Origin of the sequence: Flavobacterium aquidurense, assembly GCF_031458035.1 — a bacterium.
GTDB lineage: Bacteria > Bacteroidota > Bacteroidia > Flavobacteriales > Flavobacteriaceae > Flavobacterium > Flavobacterium aquidurense_C.
The window spans coordinates 169,192-191,259 of sequence record NZ_JAVDXR010000006.1; the positions used below are offsets into that span (position 1 = coordinate 169,192).

18 protein-coding genes are annotated in these 22,068 nt (G+C 33.2%); 9 read left to right on the plus strand and 9 right to left on the minus strand.

Translation table 11 applies throughout. The annotated features are described in order from the left end of the window. Positions 1–96: 96 nt before the first annotated feature. The 7 genes from J2X17_RS11550 (at position 97) to acs (ending at position 10,809) form a co-directional block, all read left to right on the plus strand. Positions 97–1,272 carry a 2-isopropylmalate synthase gene (locus J2X17_RS11550; RefSeq protein WP_310297962.1) on the plus strand — a complete coding sequence of 392 codons (1,176 nt, stop codon included), beginning with the start codon at positions 97–99 and terminating at the stop codon, positions 1,270–1,272. 91 nt (positions 1,273–1,363) lie between these two features. Continuing rightward, positions 1,364–2,482 (plus strand): 3-isopropylmalate dehydrogenase, encoded by a 1,119-nt coding sequence (gene leuB / locus J2X17_RS11555; protein WP_310297965.1) that lies wholly within the window; start codon positions 1,364–1,366, stop codon positions 2,480–2,482. 268 nt (positions 2,483–2,750) lie between these two features. Next, positions 2,751–4,424: a dihydroxy-acid dehydratase gene (ilvD, locus tag J2X17_RS11560; RefSeq protein ID WP_310297968.1), complete on the plus strand. Its 1,674-nt coding sequence runs from the start codon at positions 2,751–2,753 to the stop codon at positions 4,422–4,424. A gap of 165 nt (positions 4,425–4,589) precedes the next feature. Continuing rightward, entirely contained in the window at positions 4,590–6,278 is a 1,689-nt protein-coding gene (gene ilvB / locus J2X17_RS11565) for a biosynthetic-type acetolactate synthase large subunit (protein WP_310297969.1), read from the plus strand. An 88-nt stretch (positions 6,279–6,366) separates the two neighbouring features. After that, positions 6,367–6,888 carry an acetolactate synthase small subunit gene (gene ilvN, locus J2X17_RS11570; protein ID WP_310297972.1) on the plus strand — a complete coding sequence of 174 codons (522 nt, stop codon included), beginning with the start codon at positions 6,367–6,369 and terminating at the stop codon, positions 6,886–6,888. A 42-nt stretch (positions 6,889–6,930) separates the two neighbouring features. Next, on the plus strand, positions 6,931–8,400 hold the full coding sequence (gene ilvC, locus J2X17_RS11575; RefSeq protein ID WP_310297976.1) for a ketol-acid reductoisomerase: 1,470 nt from the start codon (positions 6,931–6,933) through the stop codon (positions 8,398–8,400). Positions 8,401–8,898: 498 nt separating this feature from the next. Then, a complete protein-coding gene (gene acs, locus J2X17_RS11580; RefSeq protein ID WP_310297979.1) occupies positions 8,899–10,809 on the plus strand; it encodes an acetate--CoA ligase in 1,911 nt (636 codons plus the stop codon). 62 nt (positions 10,810–10,871) lie between these two features. Here acs and J2X17_RS11585 read toward each other — a convergent pair whose 3' ends face one another. The 5 genes from J2X17_RS11585 to J2X17_RS11605 all read right to left on the minus strand — a co-directional run bounded on the left by J2X17_RS11585 (position 10,872) and on the right by J2X17_RS11605 (position 15,161). Further along, positions 10,872–11,264: a hypothetical protein gene (locus J2X17_RS11585; protein WP_310297981.1), complete on the minus strand. Its 393-nt coding sequence runs from the start codon at positions 11,262–11,264 to the stop codon at positions 10,872–10,874. A gap of 99 nt (positions 11,265–11,363) precedes the next feature. Beyond that, complete coding sequence (locus tag J2X17_RS11590; protein WP_310297983.1) at positions 11,364–11,960, minus strand: 3'-5' exonuclease; 597 nt, start codon at positions 11,958–11,960, stop codon at positions 11,364–11,366. 2 nt (positions 11,961–11,962) lie between these two features. Beyond that, positions 11,963–13,879, minus strand: a complete 1,917-nt coding sequence (locus J2X17_RS11595; protein WP_310297984.1) for a DUF294 nucleotidyltransferase-like domain-containing protein — start codon at positions 13,877–13,879, stop codon at positions 11,963–11,965. 387 nt (positions 13,880–14,266) lie between these two features. Next, positions 14,267–14,644 (minus strand): hypothetical protein, encoded by a 378-nt coding sequence (locus tag J2X17_RS11600; RefSeq protein WP_310297987.1) that lies wholly within the window; start codon positions 14,642–14,644, stop codon positions 14,267–14,269. Between the two features lie 97 nt (positions 14,645–14,741). Next, positions 14,742–15,161 carry a hypothetical protein gene (locus tag J2X17_RS11605; protein ID WP_310297989.1) on the minus strand — a complete coding sequence of 140 codons (420 nt, stop codon included), beginning with the start codon at positions 15,159–15,161 and terminating at the stop codon, positions 14,742–14,744. Between the two features lie 141 nt (positions 15,162–15,302). On the opposite strand from J2X17_RS11605, the gene J2X17_RS11610 reads away from it, so the two are divergent. Both J2X17_RS11610 and J2X17_RS11615 read left to right on the plus strand, forming a co-directional pair. Next, on the plus strand, positions 15,303–16,532 hold the full coding sequence (locus J2X17_RS11610; RefSeq protein ID WP_310297992.1) for a multidrug effflux MFS transporter: 1,230 nt from the start codon (positions 15,303–15,305) through the stop codon (positions 16,530–16,532). A 149-nt stretch (positions 16,533–16,681) separates the two neighbouring features. Further along, positions 16,682–16,954: a DUF4242 domain-containing protein gene (locus tag J2X17_RS11615; RefSeq protein ID WP_310297995.1), complete on the plus strand. Its 273-nt coding sequence runs from the start codon at positions 16,682–16,684 to the stop codon at positions 16,952–16,954. Positions 16,955–17,041: 87 nt separating this feature from the next. On the opposite strand, the gene J2X17_RS11620 is transcribed toward J2X17_RS11615, so the two are convergent. From J2X17_RS11620 to J2X17_RS11635, 4 genes are all read right to left on the minus strand, one after another. Further along, positions 17,042–18,310: an NAD(P)/FAD-dependent oxidoreductase gene (locus J2X17_RS11620; RefSeq protein ID WP_310297998.1), complete on the minus strand. Its 1,269-nt coding sequence runs from the start codon at positions 18,308–18,310 to the stop codon at positions 17,042–17,044. 125 nt (positions 18,311–18,435) lie between these two features. Then, a complete protein-coding gene (locus J2X17_RS11625) occupies positions 18,436–18,963 on the minus strand; it encodes a GNAT family N-acetyltransferase (RefSeq protein ID WP_310298000.1) in 528 nt (175 codons plus the stop codon). 83 nt (positions 18,964–19,046) lie between these two features. Beyond that, positions 19,047–20,381: a DEAD/DEAH box helicase gene (locus tag J2X17_RS11630; RefSeq protein WP_310298004.1), complete on the minus strand. Its 1,335-nt coding sequence runs from the start codon at positions 20,379–20,381 to the stop codon at positions 19,047–19,049. A 114-nt stretch (positions 20,382–20,495) separates the two neighbouring features. Further along, positions 20,496–22,034 (minus strand): DEAD/DEAH box helicase, encoded by a 1,539-nt coding sequence (locus J2X17_RS11635; RefSeq protein WP_310298008.1) that lies wholly within the window; start codon positions 22,032–22,034, stop codon positions 20,496–20,498. Positions 22,035–22,068 lie beyond the last annotated feature (34 nt).

Consider the following 22,068-nt stretch of genomic DNA (forward strand, 5'->3'; position numbering starts at 1 on the left):
TTATAAACAGTATAATTTCATTAAAATGAATTTCATACTGCGTAAGTACAATATATATTTGTTATCAAGATGTGAAATTACATTAAATAAATGAATATGAATAGAGAGAAAGTTCAAATTTTTGACACCACTTTGCGCGATGGTGAACAAGTTCCAGGTTGTAAGTTAGATACTAAACAAAAATTAGTTATCGCAGAACGACTAGACAAAATGGGAGTTGACGTTATCGAAGCAGGTTTTCCTGTGTCAAGTCCGGGCGATTTTTTATCGGTCTCTGAGATTTGTAAAATTGTAGAAAATGCAACCGTCTGCGGATTGACAAGAGCCGTAAAAAACGACATTGATGTTGCTGCAGCTGCCTTAAAGCATGCTAAGAAACCTAGAATCCACACTGGAATCGGAACATCTGAATCTCACATACTCCATAAATTAAATACAACAAGAGAAGATATTATTGCCAGAGCAAAATATGCTGTTTCTCACGCAAAATCTTATGTAGAAGATGTTGAATTTTATGCAGAGGACGCTGGTAGAACTGATAATGCATTCTTAGCACAAGTTTGTGAAGAAGTAATTAAATCTGGTGCTACGGTATTAAATATCCCTGATACAACAGGATATTGCCTACCGGAAGAATACGGAGCAAAAATTAAATATTTAAGAGAAAACGTAAAAGGCATCGAAAATGTGATCCTTTCATGTCACTGTCATAATGATTTAGGAATGGCGACTGCAAATTCTATTGCGGGTGCAATAAATGGAGCAAGACAAATAGAATGTACAATTAATGGTATTGGTGAAAGAGCAGGAAATACAGCACTTGAAGAGGTAGTGATGATTTTCAAACAACACCCTTACTTAAATTTAGATACAAATATCAATACAAGAGAATTGAACGAAATGAGTCGTTTGGTTTCTGAAAGCATGGGAATGATTGTGCAGCCAAATAAAGCAATTGTGGGGGCAAATGCTTTTGCACATAGTTCCGGAATTCATCAGGATGGTGTAATCAAAAACAGAGCAACTTACGAAATTATGGATCCGCTTGATGTTGGTGTTAACGAATCTTCAATTATTCTGACAGCAAGAAGCGGAAGAGCTGCTTTGGCTTATCGTGCTAAAAAAGTAGGTTACGAGCTTACAAAAGTACAGTTGGATATTGTATACATTGAGTTTTTGAAATTCGCTGATATTAAAAAAGAGGTTTTGGATGCTGATATTCATCAGATTATTGAAGCTTCAAAAATCGAAGGTGATTTAATCAGAAGCTAGTTGTACAGAGAATAGAAAATAGAAAATAGAGAATAGAGAATAGAACAAAGAGAAAAAATAAAAGATTTAAATACATAAAGAACGAGGCGTTATGAATTTGAAAATAGCTGTTTTACCAGGAGACGGAATCGGACCGGAAGTAATTTTACAAGCCAAAAAAGCTTTATATGCGATTGGCGAAGTGTACAATCATGAATTTGTTTTTGAAGAAGCACTTATGGGGGCTATCGCCATTGACAAAACTGGAAATCCTTTGCCGGAACAAACGCTGAATCTTTGTCTTAATACTGATGCTGTTTTATTTGGAGCAATCGGAGATCCTAAATATGATAATAATCCAAATGCAAAAGTTCGTCCGGAGCAGGGATTATTGAAATTAAGAAAAGAATTAGGGTTGTTTGCAAACATTCGTCCTATAAAACCTTATAAATCATTGCTTGAATCTTCTCCTTTAAAAAGAGAAATTATAGAAGGTGCTGATTTTACTATTTTCAGAGAATTAACAGGTGGTGCTTATTTTGGAGCTAAAACATTAAATGAAGAAGGAACACATGCTTCGGATTTATGTGAATATTCAGAAGAAGAAATCACAAGAATTGCACATTTAGCTTTTAAATCGGCACAAAACCGACGCAAAAAGTTAACTATGGTAGACAAAGCTAATGTTTTAGAAACCTCAAGATTATGGAGAAAAGTAGTTCAGAAAGTGGGCGAAAGTTATCCAGATGTGGCTTTAGACTTTTTATTTGTGGATAATGCAGCGATGCAAATCATCTTAAATCCAAAACAATTTGATGTGATTTTGACAGAGAATTTATTTGGAGATATTTTATCAGATGAAGCAAGCGTTATTACAGGTTCTATTGGTTTATTGGCTTCGGCATCTTTAGGAGAAAAAAATGCGCTTTTCGAACCAATTCACGGTTCTTATCCTCAGGCAAAAGGAAAAAATATTGCCAACCCAATTGCTTCGATTTTATCAGCAGCAATGTTGTTAGAGCATTTTGGTTTGTTTAAAGAAGCCAAAGTGATTTATCAGGCAATTGAAAAAGCAATTGAATTTAAAGTGGTTACTGTTGATTTAAAGCCAGATTCAAAATTCGGTACAAATGAAGTAGGAGAGTTTGTTTCTAATTTTATTTTTAGCAAAGACGACTTACTATATTTCAATAATGACAATGTTAGTATTGGACAATCGACAATTGTTTAATCTTTTTATTAAAAAATTGAAATAAATAACAAGAAGTGTTTGAAATGTTGAGATTTTATTTTTTTGGTTCTTAAAGTTTTTATACTTTTGTGACACTAAAAAATAACAAGATGCAAATCTCAATTATTATTACTTCTGTCGTTGTTGTCAATGTGATTCACACATCTGCATCGGGAATGGTATAAATATAATTGAAAAACTATATTACAAACCTTCCAAATACTGGAAGGTTTTTTTTTGAATAAAAAATAAAATAAATTAACATATAATGGAATTAAATAAGTACAGCAAAACCATCACTCAAGATCAAACACAACCTGCGGCGCAAGCCATGTTGTACGGTATTGGTTTAACTGAAGAAGATTTGAAAAAAGCACAAGTTGGAATTGTGAGCATGGGTTACGATGGTAACACCTGCAACATGCACTTGAATGATTTAGCAAAAGATGTTAAAAAAGGTGTTTGGGATGCAAATCTGGTCGGACTTATTTTTAATACTATTGGTGTTAGTGATGGAATTTCTAATGGAACCGAAGGAATGCGTTTTTCATTAGTTTCTCGTGATGTAATTGCAGATTCTATTGAAACTGTTGTGGGAGCACAATGGTATGATGGTGTTATTGCCATTCCGGGTTGTGATAAAAATATGCCTGGTGCATTAATCGCAATGGGAAGATTAAACCGTCCGTCAATGATGGTTTACGGTGGATCAATTCACTCAGGAAAATGGAAAGGAGAATCTTTAAATATTGTTTCTGCTTTTGAAGCTTTAGGAAAAAAAGTAAAAAATGAAATTACTCCTGAAGATTTTAAAGGAGTTATTCAAAATGCATGTCCGGGAGCTGGCGCCTGCGGTGGTATGTATACTGCAAATACTATGTCTTCTGCTATCGAAGCATTAGGAATGAGTTTGCCATACAGTTCTTCAAATCCTGCTTTAAGTCAGGAAAAAAGAGACGAATGTTTGGCTGCGGGAGAAGCAATCAAAATATTATTAGAAAAAGATATTAAGCCAAGAGATATTATGACTCGCAAGGCTTTCGAAAATGCGATTACAATAGTAGCTGTTTTAGGAGGTTCTACAAATGCTGTTATGCACTTAATTGCAATGGCTCACGCAGTTGATATCAAAATTACTTTGGATGATTTTCAGGCAATTAATGACAGAACACCAGTTTTGGCTGATATGAAACCAAGTGGAAAATATATGATGGAAGATATTCATGAAGCAGGAGGAATTCCTTCAGTAATGAAATATTTATTGAAAGTAGGATTAATTCATGGAGATTGTTTAACGGTAACAGGAAAAACAGTTGCTGAAAATTTAGCTTCAACGCCTGATTTACAAGACGGACAACAAGTTATTCATGAAATCCAAAAAGCTTTAAAACCAACAGGAAATATTCAGGTTTTATACGGAAATCTTGCTTCTGAAGGGGCTGTAGCAAAAATTAGCGGAAAAGAAGGAGAATATTTTGAAGGTCCAGCTGTTGTATTTGAAGGTGAATTTGAAGTAATTCCAGGTCTTGAAGCCGGAAAAATAAAACCAGGTAATGTAGTCGTCATCAGGTATTGTGGACCAAAAGGTGGTCCGGGGATGCCTGAAATGCTGAAGCCTACCTCTGCTATTATTGGTGCGGGACTAGGAAGCAGTTGCGCTCTTATTACAGACGGAAGGTTCTCTGGAGGTTCACATGGATTTGTCGTAGGACATATTACACCAGAGGCTTATGATGGTGGTGGTATTGCGCTGGTTAAAGATGGTGATTTAATCGCTATCGATGCGGTAAAAAATACGATCGACCTGAAAATTTCCGACGAAGAATTTGCAGCTAGAAAAGCGGCTTGGGTTCAGCCACCGTTAAAAGTTACAAAAGGAGTTTTACTTAAATATGCCAGATCGGTTTCAAGCGCTTCAACAGGATGCGTAACCGATAACTAAATTATTCAATAACAATATCAAAAATCAATTGCAATAACAATATTAAAAATGAAAATATAAACAATCAATTTAAATTAAAAATTTACGAGTAAGTTTTACCATTGAAATTGATTTTTGAAATTGACATTGATATTGAATTTTGACATTGATAAAACAAAATATACTATGAAAATATCAGGGGCAGAAGCCGTTATAAGATGTTTATTAGAAGAAGGAGTAGACTTGGTTTATGGGTATCCGGGAGGAGCAATTATGCCGGTTTATGATGAATTATATAAATTTCAGGATCAATTACACCACGTTTTAGTACGTCACGAACAAGGTGCAACACATGCAGCGCAAGGGTATGCGAGAGCTACAGGAAAAGTAGGAGTGGCGATTGCTACTTCTGGACCGGGAGCAACAAACTTGGTTACAGGAATTGCGGATGCTCAAATTGATTCAACTCCAATGGTTTGTATCACTGGTCAGGTGGGAAGACATTTGTTAGGTTCTGATGCTTTTCAGGAAACTGACATTATCGGAATTTCAACACCGGTAACAAAATGGAATTTTCAGATTACTGAGGCTTCTCAGATTCCTGAAATTATTGCAAAAGCATTCTACATTGCGCGTTCCGGGCGTCCAGGACCTGTATTGATTGATATTACTAAAAACGCTCAGTTTGATGAGTTTGATTTTAGTTATGAAAAATGTACTGGAATTAGAAGTTATGTTCCGGTTCCGAAATTAAAATTAGATAAAGTGGCAGAAGCTGCTGCTATTATCAACAGTGCTAAAAAACCTTTTATTGTTTTTGGTCAAGGGATTATTCTCGGTCAAGCCGAAGAACAACTGAAAGCTTTTATTGAAAAATCCGGAATTCCGGCGGGTTGGACTATTTTAGGACTTTCGGCACTTCCAACAGATCATCCTTTAAATGTTGGGATGTTAGGAATGCATGGGAATTATGGTCCTAATATGTTGACAAACGAATGTGATGTGTTAATCGCATTGGGAATGCGTTTTGATGACCGTGTTACCGGAAAGTTAGCAACTTATGCGAAGCAGGCCAAAGTAATTCACTTTGAAATAGATCCTGCAGAAGTTGATAAAAACGTAAAAACAGAAGTAGCTGTTCTGGGAGATGTAAAAGAAGCTTTGACTGCGTTATTGCCTTTAATAGAGAAAAACTCTCACGAATCATGGCACAATGAATTCAAGGAATTTGCAGCAATTGAATTTGCTTCTGTCATAAAAGAAGAACTAAACCCAACCAATGGTAAAGGTATTTCAATGGGAGAAACCATGGAAATGATCAACAAACATTCAAAAGGAGATGCGATTATCGTTTCTGATGTTGGTCAGCACCAAATGTTTGCGTGTCGTTATGCAAAATTTAATTTAACTAAAAGTAATATTACTTCTGGTGGATTAGGAACAATGGGATTTGCTTTACCAGCTGCTATTGGAGCTAAAATGGGAAGACCAGATCGTGAAGTTGTAGCTATTATTGGTGATGGTGGATTCCAGATGACAATTCAGGAATTAGGAACTATTTTCCAGACACAAGTGCCAGTGAAAATTGTTATTTTGAATAATGAGTTTTTAGGAATGGTGCGTCAATGGCAGGAATTATTCTTTGATAACCGATATGCTTCAACAAAAATGATTAATCCAAATTTTGTTGCAATTGCAGAAGGATATCACATCAAATCTAAAAAAGTAACGCAACGTGAAGATTTAGATGCTGCTGTTGCCGAAATGATGGCTTCAAAAGATTCATATTTCTTAGAGGTTATGGTAGAAAAGGAAAATAATGTTTTCCCAATGATTCCAACAGGAGCTTGTGTTTCAGAAATTAGATTAAGCTAAAGAAAAAAGTTTCAGGTTTCAAGTTTCAGGTTTCACGTTCTCAGCAGAACTTGAAACTTGAAACCTGAAACAAAATAAACTAAAAAAAATGGAAGATAAAACATTTACCATATCGGTATATTCAGAAAATAATGTGGGATTGTTGAATAGGATATCTGGAATATTCTTGAAGCGTCACATTAATATATTAAGTCTAAACGTTTCAGAATCAGAAATAGAGAATGTTTCAAGATTTATTATTGTCGTAAATACAACAGAAAAATGGGTTCAGAATATTGTTGGACAAATTGAAAAACAGATTGAAGTTATAAAAGCATTTTATCATACAGATGAAGAGACCATTTATTTGGAAAATGCACTATTTAAAATTCAGTCAAGTTTATTGTTTGATGAAAAACAAATTCAGAATATTATCAAAGAGAGTCAGTCTACAATTGTGACGGTTTCTCGTGATTTCTTTGTGATTTCAAAATCAGGAAGACGTTCTGAAATTGAGGAATTATATGCAAAATTCAAACCATACGGTATTATGCAATTCGTTCGTTCAGGCAGAATATCAGTTTCTAAAGAAAAAATGGAAATTTCATCATTGTTAGAAACGTTTAACTAGTATCAATTATAAATTACATATCATTAAATATTATTAAAAAAAATGGCAAATTATTTCAACACATTACCACTTAGATTACAATTAGAACAATTAGGAGTTTGCGAATTTATGGAGCAATCTGAATTTGCAGACGGAATTGCAGCATTGGCAGGGAAAAAAGTTGTGATTGTAGGTTGTGGTGCACAAGGATTGAATCAAGGTTTAAACATGAGAGATTCTGGTTTGGACATTTCGTATGCATTACGTGCAGATGCAATCGCTGAAAAAAGAGCTTCTTATAAAAATGCTACTGAAAATGGTTTTACTGTAGGTACATATGAAGAATTAATTCCAACTGCAGACTTAGTTTGTAATTTAACTCCGGATAAGCAACATACTGCTGTAGTTACGGCTATTATGCCATTAATGAAACAAGGATCGACTTTAGCATACTCTCACGGATTTAACATCGTTGAAGAAGGAATGCAGATTCGTAAAGATATTACTGTAATTATGTGTGCTCCTAAATGTCCTGGATCTGAGGTTCGCGAAGAATACAAAAGAGGATTTGGTGTACCAACACTTATTGCAGTTCATCCGGAAAATGACCCGAATGGTGCTGGTTTAGATCAGGCAAAAGCTTACGCTGTAGCAACAGGAGGTCACAAAGCAGGAGTTTTGAAATCATCATTCGTAGCTGAAGTAAAATCAGATTTAATGGGTGAGCAAACCATTCTTTGTGGATTATTGCAAACTGGATCTATTTTATGTTTTGATAAAATGGTTGAAAAAGGAATTGAGCCAGGGTATGCTTCAAAATTAATTCAGTACGGATGGGAAACTATCACTGAAGCTTTGAAACATGGTGGTATCACAAATATGATGGATCGTCTTTCTAATCCGGCAAAAATTGAAGCTTACGAACTTGCAGAAGAATTAAAAGACATCATGCGTCCGTTATTCCAAAAACATCAGGATGACATTATTTCTGGAGAATTTTCACGAACAATGATGATTGATTGGGCAAATGATGATGCAAACTTATTAAAATGGAGAGCTGCAACAGGAGAAACTAACTTCGAAAAAACACCTCCAACAGATGCTCCAATCGCAGAGCAGGAATATTTTGACAATGGAGTTTTAATGATTGCAATGGTAAAAGCTGGTGTTGAATTAGCTTTTGAAACAATGACAGAAGCCGGAATTATCGAAGAATCAGCATACTACGAGTCATTACACGAATTGCCATTGATTGCTAATACAATTGCAAGAAAGAAATTATTTGAAATGAATCGTGTTATTTCGGATACAGCTGAATACGGATGTTATTTATTTGATCACGCTTGTAAGCCGTTATTGACTGAGTTCATGAAAACTGTTGATACTAATATAATAGGAAAACCATTCTCAACTTCAAATGGAGTAGATAATGCTATTTTAATCGCAGTAAATAAAGAAATTCGTCAACATCCTATTGAAGAAGTAGGAGCTTGGTTGAGAGAATCTATGACTGCAATGAAAAAAATTGGATAATAAATTGGGAATTACCACACATTCGACTGTGATGGGATTTGCACTGTATCTCTGTTTTATGTAATATTTTGAATTAGTAAGCACTTATTTAAGAAAAAGGATATAGATGCAATGTTGCATTCACTTAACTTCTGGAAGAAAGTAAGTTGAGTGAGGTAATCCCATATAATGGGGTATGTTTAGTGATAAATATACTTGTAGAGATTTCTATTTTAATTAATAAGGATGCTACTATTTTCAAAATAGTATGGTTGCCGGTAATTCAGAATTACAAAATTAATTGTTATTGAAATTGTTAAATGTAAAAAGGCATGGTATTTATAATATCATGCCTTTTTTGAATGTGTATTTTTGTCATTAAATATAATTTTTTAAATTATATACATTAAAAACTAATATTTTTTTTAATATATGTTTTTATTTGACAAAATTTATGAATTAAATAATTTTAAGAATAGGCTGATATTTAATACATTTATAAAAAAATTCCAAAAACATATGAGTTATTATAAAATTGAAAATTTAGAACAATATTTTAAACATTACAATAAGTCAATAAGAGAACCAAGGAAATTCTGGGGAAAAATAGCTGAGGAAAATTTTACTTGGTACCAACAGTGGGAAAAAGTAGTTGATTTTAATATGGCCGATGCCGAAGTAAAATGGTTTACTGACGCTAAAGTTAATATTACTAAAAACTGTATCGATAGACATTTAAGCAAAAGAGGAGAAAAAACAGCTATAATATTTGAACCGAATGATCCTTCTGAAGAGGCTTTACATATAACATATAACGAACTTTACGAAAGAGTTTCAAGAATGGCCAATGTTTTGCGAGAGCAAGGAATTCGCAAAGGAGACAGAGTTTGTATTTATTTGCCAATGATTCCTGAATTGGCTGTTGCAGTATTGGCTTGTGCCAGAATTGGTGCAATACATTCGGTTATTTTTGCTGGGTTTTCTGCTTCGGCAGTTTCTGCCAGAATTAATGACTGCGAGTGCAAAATGGTAATCACTTCTGATGGTGGTTACAGAGGGAATAAAACAATTGATCTTAAAGGAATTGTTGATGAAGCATTAGAATCTTGCGCAACAGTTTCTAAAGTTTTGGTTGCAAAAAGAACTAAGACAGAAATCAAAATGAAAGAAGGTCGTGACCTTTGGTTACAGCCATTATTAGATGCAGCTCTAGACAATAGCGTTGCTGAAATTATGGATGCTGAAGATCCGTTGTTTATCTTGTATACTTCAGGTTCAACAGGAAAGCCTAAGGGAATGGTTCATACCACGGCAGGTTATATGGTTTATACGGCATATACATTTAAAAATGTTTTTAGTCACGAAGAAAATGATATTTTCTGGTGTACTGCAGATATTGGTTGGATTACCGGTCACTCTTATATTTTATACGGACCGTTATTGAACGGAGGAACAACTGTAATTTTTGAAGGAGTTCCATCTTATCCTGATTTTAGCCGCTTTTGGGATATTATTGAAAAACATAAAATCACACAATTTTATACAGCGCCAACGGCAATTCGCTCGTTAGCAAAAGAAAGCTTAGATTATATTCAAAAATATCCTCTAAAATCACTTAAAGTTATTGGATCTGTTGGAGAACCAATCAATGAAGAAGCTTGGCACTGGTTTAATGACCATGTTGGAGACAAAAGATGTCCGGTGGTTGATACTTGGTGGCAAACAGAAACTGGTGGAATCATGATTTCGCCTATTGCTTTTGTTACACCAACAAAACCAACTTATGCAACTTTACCATTACCTGGAATTCAACCTGTTTTAATGGATGAAAAACGAAATGAGATTGAAGGAAATCAAGTAGTTGGAAGTTTGTGTATTAAATTCCCATGGCCTGGAATTGCCAGAACGATTTGGGGAGATCATGAGCGTTATAAAGAAACTTATTTCTCTGCTTTCCCTGGAAAATATTTTACTGGAGATGGAGCTTTAAGAGATGAAGTAGGGTATTATAGAATTACCGGTAGAGTAGATGATGTTGTAATTGTTTCAGGACATAATTTAGGAACTGCTCCAATTGAAGATGCAATCAACGAGCACCAGGCGGTTGCAGAATCTGCAATTGTTGGTTTCCCTCATGAAATCAAAGGAAATGCATTGTACGGTTATGTAATTCTAAAAGAAACTGGAGAAGTTAGAAACAAAGAAAACCTGACTAAAGAGATTAACCAATATATTTCTGATCATATCGGACCAATTGCAAAACTAGACAAAATTCAGTTTGTTTCTGGTTTGCCAAAAACACGTTCCGGAAAAATCATGCGTAGAATTTTACGTAAAATAGCTGAAGGAGATTTTTCTAATTTTGGAGATACTTCAACATTATTGAATCCTGAAATAGTAGAAGAAATTATGAAGGATAGAATTTCTTAATTCTTAAGTTAATTACAAATAAAAAATGCCTCTTAAATTTTAAGAGGCATTTTTGTTTACTGTTACTGTGTAATTTTTAAATTTAAATCATTTACAAAAACGAGAGGTTCCATATTACTTAAGTTAATAAGTCGCAAAGTGCCATTTTTATTTTCGTTTATTCCATTTATTTTAAAACAAAACTCGTCACCGTCCTTATCCATAAGTGTTACAAATTCAGTAGTATCATCTGAATAGTTCTGACAGCTGTGTGAAATGGTATATTTATACATCACTTTCATCATGTCATTATTGTAATTATAAACTTTTCCATCCTGCGTAAAAAACCATTTGATACTTCGGTTTGTATTAGAATACCAGGTTCCTAAAATACGCCGCGATGAAGGATCTTGATTTTGTGCAAAAATTGCTGAAACAAAAAACAACAATGGTGCTATAAATAATAACTTTTTCATAGACTTTTAATTTTAAACGAGTAGGTGTATTTATGCTATATCTTGTGATATAATTTATCTTTTTCAAAGTTTTAAACTTTGACAATCAGATTGGCAGGATTATTTAATTCCTAATCTCGATTTTAATTTTAAGAATAAAAGTGCAATTCTGTACGCATCTTCAGAAGATGAATTTCTATCGCTTTTAGGAATTTTATAAATTTCACATAGGTCGTCCAAAGAAAATTGTTTGTCATTTACATCCGTTAACTTTCTATACATGACATCTACATCTAAAGCTTCATTTTTTAATCGTCCACAATCAAGACGCTCTAAAGCTGAATTTAGCATTTCAATATCAAAATTAATATGATGCCCCACCAGAATTGAATTTCCAATAAAATTTATAAAAGCTTCCAAAGCATCCGGTTCCGGCATTTTTATCATTTTACTTTCAATGATAAATTCATTTGAAAGTCCATTATCCTGAAGAAATTTGTATTGTAATAAAACCGATTCGAAATTATCTTTAATTACTATACTGTCATCAATAATTGAAAATGCTCCCAAGGATAAAATCACATCTTTATTTGGATTTAATCCTGAGGTTTCAGTAGATAAAACAACAAATCTATTGGGTTTAGTCTCAAATTTTGCTAAATAATTTTTCCAGAAATCCGGATATTCTTTATTGATATTTTTTAACCAGTCTAACATAATTATGAGAATTGGGTAAGTTGAAATTTGCTCTTAATTAATTCCTCAAGATCTTTCATTGGTGTTAAAGCATTTTTCAATTTTTCCTTATCTGTTTTAGACATTTCTTTCAGATTGATGTATTGTCCTGAATCATCATTTTTTAAACCTTCAAGAGTTCTATATTTCGATAATGTTAAAAAAGCTTCAGCACAACTTAAATATATTTCTGCATTTTTAGAATCTGTTATAGCTAATTGTTTGAATCTTAAATAGGTATTTTTAATTCCTTTAATATTTGCATTCAAAATCAATAAACGTGCACTATCAATCAAAGGCATTAAAGCACGGGTTTTAATATCAAATTTTGTTTTATGCGGGCCTTCTTCTTCGATAATAAATTTTTTAAAGAAACTTAAAGGAGAATTTCTCTTTAAAGCGTCGTTTCCTAAAAAATCAAAGAATAAAGTGTTGTTAACGGCATTTTTAAAAATAACATTTTCAATCACTTCTTCAATTTTAGGCTCTCCAAAAACAATTTCGTAATCAAAGAAAATACTACTTAAATCATTACTATTTTCACCTGGAGTATTCATCCAGCTATTGTACTGTTTTGTCCAGTCTGTCAATGATTTACACCATAACATATTGCTTCCCATATGTCCGTTTGGGCAATATTCGTAGCCTACTTTTTCAAGTATGGAGGTAGTTCTTTTTGCTAGTCTTAAAAAGTAATCTTTTGTTTCTCTGTATTTATCGGGCGTAACATCTTCAAAAATCAAAATACTATCCTGATCTGTTAGTAAAAGTTGCTCCTTACGTCCCTGGCTGCCAATACTTAACCATGCAAATCGAGCAGGAGGTGAGCCCAGGTCTAAAATAGATAATTCAACGGCACGCTTAATGATTGCAAGATTAATTTCGCTTGCAATATTACTAATGTGTGAAATCGGTATATTCTTTTGAATTGAATTTTGAATCAAATCAGACAAACGATCACGTATTTGTTTTAAGTCTTTCGGTAGCTGAGAACGTTTGATTTCTTTAATTAAAACGCCAGGATTACTGGCTTGAGCGACAATTAAATCATGTTCTGATATAATTCCTTTCACTGCAGATTTACTTGTACCATCTTTAGTAACACATAAATGTGTTACATTATGTTTTAACATAAGTAATTGTGCTTCAGCCAAAGAAACGTTTTCAATAACTGTCACTACCGGAGATGACATAATTTTGTCAATCGTTTCGGTAATAGGATAGCGCCCTGTTGCAATTTTCGAAGATAAGTCAGCATCAGTAACGATACCAATTGGATGGTTTTTTTCGCAAACAATTATATTATCTACCATAGATTCTGTCATCAAAATTGCAACATCTTTTACAATATGATTTGCCTCCGTTTTTAATGGAGAATTATTGTAGCTAAGGGATTGAATATATTGCATTTCAGATTGCTGATCTACATAGAAAGAAGTATCAGAAATTAATTTCCCTCCAGAATTTACATTATCTTTTGTATTTCTTGAATTAATTGCAAAACTCTCTAATAAAAAATTTAAAACATCAGAATTGTTAGCAACAAAAGGTCTGAAAACAGCGATTGGAATGGCATAAATAATGCTTTCTTCACGTGCTTTCGCAGTCATCATGTAGTTGTTTTTGGCAAAGAAAGGTCTTAAACCAAAAATATCACCTTCATGACATTTATTAATGATGGTTTCTTCAGCATCAGCAATGGTAGTTAAATTTATGACACCAGAAGCCACAACATAAAAACTATCATGAAGTATATCATTGTTTTGAAACAATACAGTATGCTTTTCTAAATTAATAACTCGGATATTTGTTGCAATATCAAATAATTCCTGAAAAGTTAAATTATTAAATGGCGGGTATTCTTTTAAAAAATCTGCAATATGCTCAGCAATTGTATTCATACGTTTGATAATTTTTTTAAAGTATCGAATGTAAAAATAAGAAAATAAAGCCTTACAATGAAAGCATCTTTATCAGATTATAATTATTTTAAATAATTGCTAAAATTTACTGATTTACAGGTTTTTAAATATTTATTTAAGAATTAAACTCTTTATTTTTAAGTGATTGATAGAGTTTCAACTTTATTAAGGTTCCCGTTATAGAAGAGAAGTATTACTAATTTAAAATAATTGAAAATATAACGATGTACGAATATCTTTTTGATGCTAAAGGTTTTAAAAATATTCTATTTTACATAATATAAATTATAGGTCAAAAGGATTATGTCTAATAATCTCGAAAGTAGCGGTTTTTAAACGTTTTATTATTGCTTTTAGAAATTTCTCCTAATTTAGCTTAGTTAGAATTGTTTCTTTCGGAACTAAATCTGCGCCACCTCGTTTATTGAATTGTAACGATTCTGCATTCACAAATAAAACTGCGCTTGCCGAGCCATCTTTTCCTTTAATGTTAATTTGAGCTTTTTCGCCATGTGCAGAAACATGTCCTGACACTTCCATGACACCAGTAACAAATTTCTCGTTATTGCTTGTGATTTCCGCAATCCCAAATATTTTACCGTTTGATTGTGCAATATTCAGTGTCAAAATATATTCTTTGCTGCAAACCTTGCAATTTTCAGTACTCCATGTTCCTGTAAATCTGCTGGTTTGCGCGTAATTTGAAAAAGAAATAAATAACAGGAATAGAATATATTTTTTCATTTTAAGAATAAAATTATTTAGTAAAATAAGAACCAAATATAAAGCAAAAAAGCATACGTTTATGGCGTATGCTTTTGTTTTGAATCTAAATATTTATTTACATCAGTTTTTTCAAATAAACTGATTTTCCATTTAAGGAAACCTCAATTTCATTGGTTTTTTCTGAAAATGTTGTTCTAAGGGCATTTCCTTTGAAAAGTTGGACATCGCCATAAACTTTTCCGGTTTCATCTGAAACGTATTCAAATAATAATTTTTTATTCCCTGGCTCAATTCCCAATTTGTAACTTGAAAATTTTGTTCCTTTTAAATCGAATTGTTGTTGCGAATCGATAATTTTTCCATCTGCATAAAAATTCGTGAGCGTTTTGTTTAACGTAATGTCCGGATAATATTCATTTACTTTTTTTAGAAGTTCGTATTGTTCTACATTTGCATCTTCTTGTTTTGATGTAATGGTTTGAGCAAATGAAATTGTTGTAAAAATAAGCGCTAATAGTAAAGTGAATTTTTTCATAATTTAAATTTTTTAATTAAAGTTTCAGAACATTTCTAAAATCTTACATAATAACCACTTTTAGTATAAAAAGCATTATTATTTCTAACAAGATACTAAATATTAATTGATATTTTAAATTTTAAGCAATTTTTTAACAAAATGACAACGAAAAAATATATTAAACTTATACTGATTTTAGGTTCTTTAACTGCGCTTGGTCCTTTTTCAATCGATATGTATTTGCCTGGTTTTACAAATATAGCGATGGATTTGAATACGTCAGTAGCCAAAGTTTCGATGAGTTTATCGAGTTATTTTATTGGAATTTCAGTGGGACAATTGCTTTACGGACCTTTATTAGACCGTTTTGGACGAAAAAAACCTTTATTTATTGGTTTACTAGTCTATATTTTGGCTTCGTTGGGTTGTATTTACGTTACTAATATTGACACCTTTATCTTTTTACGATTTGTTCAGGCCGTTGGTAGTTGCGCTGCAACGGTTGCTTCTGTAGCAATGGTTCGGGATTTATTTCCTGTAAAAGATATTCCGAAAGTATTTTCATTACTAATGTTGGTTCTTGGGCTTTCGCCGATGTTGGCGCCCACAATTGGTGGTTATGTTACCGAAGATTTTGGCTGGCATATCGTATTCCTAATATTAATGTGCATGGGAATTGCGATTTTAATGGCTTCTCATTTTGGTTTGCCAAACAGCTACAAACCTGATACTTCGATCTCTTTAAAGCCAAAACCAATTATTACCAATTTTCTAACTGTACTTAAAGAACCTCAATTTTATACCTACGCCTTTACAGGTGCAATTGCATTTTCTGGCTTGTTTACGTACGTTGCGGCCTCTCCGATTATTTTTATGGATATTTACCATGTTGATGCGAAATCGTACGGTTTGATTTTTGCGTTTATGTCCGTAAGTTTTATCGGCTCAAGCCAATTAAATTCAGTTTTATTAAAGAAATTTTCGAGTGAGCAAATGATCTTTGCTGCGCTGATTTTACAATCTATAATAAGTATTGTTTTTCTAATACTTTCATGGTATAATTTGCTGACTTTGTATGCAACTATTACAATGTTATTTTTGTTTTTAGGCTGCTTAGGAATTTCAAATCCAAATACTGCAGGCCTTACAATGGCTCCTTTTGCAAAAAATGCAGGAAGCGCGTCGGCACTAATGGGCGCAATTCAATTGGGTTTAGGAGCTTTGGCTTCATTTGCGGTCGGAATTTTTGTTATAGATTCTGTTACACCAATGGTTCTTATAATGACAGCAACCACAATAATCGCTTTTATAGTTTTAAATATTGGGAAACGCTTTATTACGGAAAAAGTCGAATTAACTTCTGACGAAGAAATTATCGTTGGTCATTAATTATATCTCGCTAAAAATCAGAACATAAGGCTTTTGTTGTTCATTATTTCATTAATTTTATAGTACTAAAATTAATTGGAATCCAGACACCATTTTAAAAACGGGGCGAAACCGAAAAGCCACACGAGTAGGACTAAATATTAATTATTATGCCTAAATATGTTATTGAAAGGGAAATCCCAAATGCCGGTAAACTTACAACTGATGAATTAAAAAGTATTTCACAGGCTTCTTGTGGTGTACTAACTCAATTAGGAACTCAAATTCAATGGATAAACAGATATGTTACAAAAGATAAGATCTACTGTATATACATTGCGCCAAACGAAGAAATGGTTTATGAACATGCCAAATTAGGAGGTTTTCCTGCCAATTCAGTAAGTGAGGTTTTTGGTGTAATTGATCCAACAACCGCAGAATAATAAATTTTAAAACTAAAAAAGAGCAGAAAAAATTATTTTTTCTGCTCTTTTTTTATTGGAATTTGGAATTTAAATATTGGAATTTATCTATTCACTTTGTTGTCTTTTATCTGGTCTGATAATCATTCTCAAAGATTGATCTCTTGCAAAATAAGCGACCATCCAGTTCCAAAAAGTGTTCAATCTGTTTCGATATGTTATTAGTGAAATTAAATGGACAAACAACCAGATAAACCAGGCAAAAAAGCCACTAAAATGCCATTTTGGACTTGGTAAATCAACAACAGCTTGATTTTTTCCGATAATTGCCATCGAACCTTTGTCTTTGTATTCGAATGCTTTCAATGGTTTATTCTGAACCATTGCTTTAAAGTTTTTGGCCAAATTTAATCCTTGTTGAATCGCAACCTGTGCCACCTGCGGATGTCCGTCAGGGAAATTTTTATCTCCGGCTAAAATCGCGGTATCACCAATGGCATAAATATTCTGAAGTCCATTTACTTTATTGTATTGATCTGTTGCCATTCTTTTTCCACGACCATAACTTTCTTTCGGAATTCCTTCGAAAATCTTCGCAGAAACTCCTGCCGCCCAAATTAAGTTTTTGGTTTTGATGGTTTCTCCGTTTTCAAAAAACACAGTATCATCAACATAATCAGTCACTCGTGTATGTAATTTGACCACAACACCTAATTTTGTCAAAGCTTGTAAAGTATCTTTTTGAGAAGCTTCGCTCATCGGCGAAAGCAATGCATCCCCTCCATCTACCAAATAAACATTACTTGCAGAGGTTTCTAATTCAGGATATTCTTTTAACAGAATATTTTTACGCATTTCGGCAAACATTCCAGAAACTTCTACTCCTGTTGGTCCTCCTCCGGCAACGACAATCGTTAATAATTTACGACGTTTTCTGATGTCTTTGCAAATCGCTGCTTTTTCAAGGTTTTTAAGCAATGCATTACGCATTTCGATGGCATCATTTAAGGTTTTCATCGGAATGGCGTTTTTCATTACGTTTTCCATACCAAAATAGCTCGTTTCGGCGCCTGTTGCAAAAACCAGATAATCATAATTTAATTCGCCATTGCTGAGAATTATTTTATTTTCGGCAGGAACTACAGAAAGTAATTCGCCTAAACGAAATTGTAGGTTCTTTTTGCCCGCAAAAAATTTCCTAAAAGGATAACTGATGCTTGAAGGTTCTAAAAATGCAGTTGCAACCTGATATATAAGTGGAGGGAAAAAGTTATAATTATTTTTATCTACAAGGGTTACCTGTATTTGAGGATGGTCTACAAGCTCTTTTGCCAGATTGATACCTGCAAAACCACCTCCTATGATGACTATATTCATATATGTTCTTTATTAAGTAAGTGCGATGATTAAACTATTCTGCTAAAATAGCAGTTGCATAAATTTAACACTATAATTCCATATATAAAAACCAAATTGAGATTTAGCTTAAATACTTTTGGAAATCAGTTACTTAATTTTAGTTTCATCATAAGGTCGGTTTGCTCCTCATTGCCGAGTCTGAAAATATGTTTGTCAAATTCAACAAACCCATTTTTTCTATAAAAACCTAATGCTCGATGATTTTCTTCCCAAACACCCAACCAAACATATTCGCTATTTTTTTGTTTGGCGATTTCAATTGCTTTTTCGTAAAGTAATTGTCCGACTTTTTTTCCGTGAAATTCTTTTGAAACATAAATCCTTTCAATTTCCAGCGTTTTATCGTTTTTTAATTCGGTTTGGGATGGCCCGAAATTAATTTTCAAATACCCAATTACTTCATCATTAAGAGTTGCGAAGTAAAATTCAGAGTTTTTATCTGAAAGTTCGGCTGTAAGTTTCTCATTTGAGAATCCTTTTTCCAAATACTCTTTCATGTTTTCTTCAGAATTGGATTCTGAAAATGTTTCATAAAAAGTTTGTTGGCCAATCCTTTTCAGCTGGTCAATTTCGTTAATTGATATCTTTTTTAGTTGGATATTTTCTGCCATTTTCTGTTTGTATTTTTACAATTCAAATTTTCATTTAATCATAAAAATACAACATAAATTGGCAAAATGTATAGTCTCAATTACTACTTTTTGAATTTTTTAACAGGCTTTTCTGTTATTTCAACTTTGTTTTGTAAAACATAATTAGCCATCAATTTTTCAATTAATTCATCTTTGGTAAGATGATGAAAAACTGTTTTTATCTTCGTTTTTAAATCCGCTGAAATATCGTGATTTGGCTTAGTTTTGAAGATTTGTTTCGCCCATAAAAGCGTATTATTTTCTTCTAAACTTATTACTGAAGGCTTTTGGAATTTGGTAAATTTAATTCCTAATTCTTTTTCGAATTCCGGAATTTCAGTTACTTCTTCCTCTTGTAAAACAGTTAAAGAAAGCCCCTTCGCTCCTGCCCTTGCGGTTCTTCCGCTTCGGTGAACGTAGTTTTCATAAGTATCTGGCAAGTGGTAATTTACCACATAAGAAATTTCTTTCACGTCGATTCCTCTTGCTGCCAAATCGGTGGCAACCAAAATATTGATATGCCCTTCGCGAAATTGCTCCATGATTCTGTCACGGATTCCCTGAGATAAACTTCCGTGTAATGCTCCTGAAGAAAAACGATTTATAGCCAGATTTTTAGCTAATTTGTTGACTGCAGCTTTAGTTTTACAGAAAATAATGCCGCGTTCTCCATCTTTTGAATTCAGAAAATGCATTAAAACATCTAATTTCTCAATAGGATCAACTACAATATATTCGTGATCAATACCTTGGTTACCAGAAGTTTCCATATCGGCACTAATCTGAACTACGTTTTTATTTAAGTAATTCTGAATCAATTGTTTAATTGTTCCCGGCAAAGTAGCAGAAAACAATAAAGTGCGGTGTTTTTTAGGAAGTTCAGCAACGATTTCGTCTAAACTTTCTTTTAGGATAGAAACCATTTCATCGGCTTCGTCTAAAACTAAATATTGTGCTTGTTTTAAATCGACTGCTTTACGCTGAATCAAATCGATTAAACGCCCCGGAGTTGCAACTACGATATGAGTTGGTTGTGACAGACGTTCAATTTGTGGTTTTATTGGGATTCCACCACAAGTTGAAGCTATTGAGATATTCGGAATATGTTTTCCAAAATCTTCTAAATTTCTAAATATTTGCTGTCCAAGTTCTCTGGTTGGTACCAAAATTACTGCCTGAACTGTATTTATTTCTGTATTGATTAATTGCAATAAAGGCAATCCAAAAGCGGCTGTTTTTCCCGTTCCCGTTTTAGCTAAACCTACAACATCATGGCTTTCAGATAAAAGCAACGGAATTGTTTTTTGTTGAATTTCTGTTGGTTCAACAATGTTTAATTCGCCTAAAGCTTTTAAAATTGGTGCTGAAACTCCTAATGCTGAGAATTGTTTAGACATGTTTTGATTTTTGTTTATTTTTCGTTTCAAGTTTCAAGTTTCAGGTTTCAAGTTAAATGCAGATTCCAACAAACTTGAAACTTGAAACCTGAAACTTTTTTAACCTTCTTCGGATCAATCCGGTTCGTTCATGATTTTCTCACGGTATTTTTTACCGATTAATAAAACCAGATTCTTTTTATAATCTTCAACCAGCCATTCGCGGTAGTTTTTACTGCATTGGCTCAAACATTTTGCATAACGTTTGATACGGCATTCGATATCGTCATCAAGTTCTTTTCCTAATGATTTTGCTTCCTGCAATGTTTCCGTATTATCAACACACATTGAAGCGTGTTGCTCTAACGACTTGTCTAGTACTACTTTAGAGCGTAAATTTTGTTTGATGATTAACTTGTGTTCTTCATCAACATCAAAAGTAACATCCGCAGTTTTGCTAAATTTAGCTCTTAATTCCGGAGGCATGCTGTATTTGAAATACAATTCGATTTCAGTATCATCACGTAAATTCTCCAAATAAAATTCAGGTGATTTAAAAATGTGCTGCCAGTTTACCGGCTCGCTCCATAAACCAAAACGTGCTGCATTATTACCTAAATCGATTACGGTAAACTCGTCTTTACCAGGTAATTTACGAGATCCACGACCAATCATTTGGTAGTATAAGGTTAACGATTTTGTTGCTCTGTTTAAGATAATTGTCTCAACTGTAGGCTCATCAAAACCGGTTGTCAGGATTCCAACCGAAGTTAAAATCGCATCCGGAGTCTTTTTGAACCACGCCAAAATATCTTTACGTTCTTCAGAACTACTTGTGTTGTCAAGGTGTCTGATGTCGTAACCCGCTTCTCTAAACGTTTCGTACACATATAATGATGTATGAATACCGTTATTGAAAATCAAGGTTTTTTTACCTAAAGAACGCTCCGTGTAAGCGTGCAAAAGTTTTTCCTGCATGATTGTATTGGTATACAAATCGTCAGAAGATTTTACGGTATAATCGCCGTTGATCCCTACTTTTAAAGATGTCAAACCAACATCATAGCTGTAAGTTGTAGCACGTGCAAGGAATCCTTTGTCAATTAATGAGCTAATTGTGTCTCCCACAATAAGTTCATCATAACTCTGGTGCATTGGTAATTTTATATTTGAACTCAATGGTGTAGCTGTTACTCCAAGAATAAAAGCGTTTTTGAATGAGTTTAATAATTTTCTAAATGAATTGTAATGTGCCTCATCAATAATCACCAAACCAATGTTGTCAAGATGTAATTTCTCGTCATTGATACGGTTTTTTAGCGTTTCAACCATTGCCACAAAACAAGAATAATCATTCTGATCCGGCAATTCTTTAACTTTACTATTTATTATTTTATTGGTAACACCAAAACCTTTCAGCATTTTAGAAGTTTGCTTACAAAGTTCGATACGGTGTGTTAAAACCACCACTTTTTTATCATTATGAGATAAATAACGACGAACGATTTCAGAAAAAATCACAGTTTTTCCGCCACCTGTAGGTAATTGATATAATAAATGATGTTGAGCAGGAGCATTATCTAAACGTTCAAAAATGGCATCAATATCGCCTTTTTGGTATGCATAAAGTTCTTTTTTCTCTTCTCTTTCTATTTCTAAAGTGTTTTGAGACATTGTTGATTTTTGGATTTTTGCAAAAATACACCTA